Consider the following 1,697-nt stretch of genomic DNA (forward strand, 5'->3'; position numbering starts at 1 on the left):
CCGGGCTGGGGCGGCGTCATCGCCGCGACCCTGGCTGCGGCGCTGCTGGCCTCGGGAGGCACCGCCGCCGTCATGCACTACGCAGGCTCCTCCGGCTCTCCCACGGCCTCGGCGCCGATGTCCGTGGCGACCGGCTCGACCACCAAGACCGTCTCCTCGACCGGGACGGCACCTGACTGGGAGGCCGTGACCAACGCCGTAGCCAACTCGGTGGTCTCGATCACCGTCAAGACTGCCTCCGGCACCGCCGTGGGCTCCGGCGTCATCTACGACTCCGAGGGGCACGTGGTGACGAACAACCACGTCGTGGCGGGCGCCTCGCAGATCCAGGTGACGTTGGCTGACGGCCGGATCTACGCCGCCGAGCTGACCGGAACCGACCCGGCCACGGACCTGGCCGTCATCAAGCTCACCGACGCCCCCTCGGACCTCACCGTGGCACAGTTCGGTGACTCCGACCAGGTGGTCACCGGCCAGGACGTCATGGCGATCGGCAACCCGCTCGGCCTGTCCTCGACCGTGACCACCGGCATCGTCTCGGCGGTCAACCGTCCTGTGGTCACCACCCAGGAGGAGTCCGACGACTCCCCGACCCAGTCCGAGGGGTCCTCGGGGCTGCCGGAGGGGCTGGAGCAGTTCCTGCGCCCGCAGACCACCACGACCTCGCAGACCTACACCAACGCCATCCAGATCGACGCCGCGATCAACCCGGGCAACTCCGGTGGCCCGCTCTTCGATGAGACGGGCAAGGTCATCGGCATCACCAGCTCGATCGCCCAGGTCTCTGAGAGCTCGGGCTCGATCGGACTGGGCTTCGCCATCCCGGGCAACCTCGCTACCAAGGTCGCCAACCAGCTCATCGAGTCCGGCAAGGCCACTCACGCCTACCTGGGAGTCTCGATCGGCGACGGCGCGGCCCAGGTCGGGGACGTCACGCGCGCAGGCGCCCAGGTCGGCTCGGTCGAGTCCGGCTCGCCGGCGGAGAAGGCAGGGCTGAAGGAGGGCGACCTCATCACCGCCATCGACGGCAAGGCCACGAGCCAGGCCGCGGCGCTGACCGGATTCGTGCGTCAGTACTCGGCCGGGGACACCGTCACCCTCACGATCGTGCGGGCCGGCCAGGAGCAGCAGGTCGAGGCGACACTGGCTGAGCGCGAGGACTCCTAAGCGCCCAGGGCGGCGAGCATGGGGCGCATCTTCGCCTCGGTCTCGGCCAGCTCGTCGCCCGGCTCGGAGTCGGGCATGATCCCGCCCCCTCCGAAGACCCGCACCGGGGCCTGGGGGCCGGCCGGGGCGCCGGAGAGCTGGCCCGAGCGTAGGGCGATGCACCACTCGCCTTCGCCGTGCCAGTCCACCCAGCCCACCGGGCCGGCGTAGCGGCCGCGGTCCATGCCTTCCTCAGCCTCGATCACCGCCAGCGCGGCCGGCGTGGGGGTGCCGCCGACGGCTGCGGTCGGGTGCAGCGCGCCCACCAGGGACAGGGCACCGGTGTCCCCGGCTACCACCCCGGTGACGTCCGAGGCCAGGTGCAGGACATTGGGCAGCGTGATGACGTGGCGAGGTGGGGCCTGGACCACCGAGCACAAGGGCTCCAGCGCCTTGAGGGCGGAGGCCCTGGCCAGGGCGTGCTCCCGGTTGTTCTTCTGTGAGCCCTCCAGCCACGCCGCCAGACGAGCGGCCTCGCGCTCGCGGGCGCC

At 71.6% G+C, this 1,697-nt stretch carries 2 protein-coding genes; one reads left to right on the forward strand and one right to left on the reverse strand.

The features are described 5' to 3' along the window. Window positions 1–1,167 (forward strand): S1C family serine protease (locus HMPREF0058_RS06575; protein ID WP_081449196.1); only part of this gene is annotated, 1,167 nt, incomplete at its 5' end. Here HMPREF0058_RS06575 and HMPREF0058_RS06580 read toward each other — a convergent pair. After that, window positions 1,164–1,697: chorismate-binding protein (locus tag HMPREF0058_RS06580; protein ID WP_006548971.1), on the reverse strand; the 534-nt coding region annotated here is incomplete at its 5' end. The genes HMPREF0058_RS06575 and HMPREF0058_RS06580 overlap by 4 nt on opposite strands.

Source organism: Actinomyces urogenitalis DSM 15434, from assembly GCF_000159035.1.
GTDB classification, from domain to species: domain Bacteria; phylum Actinomycetota; class Actinomycetes; order Actinomycetales; family Actinomycetaceae; genus Actinomyces; species Actinomyces urogenitalis.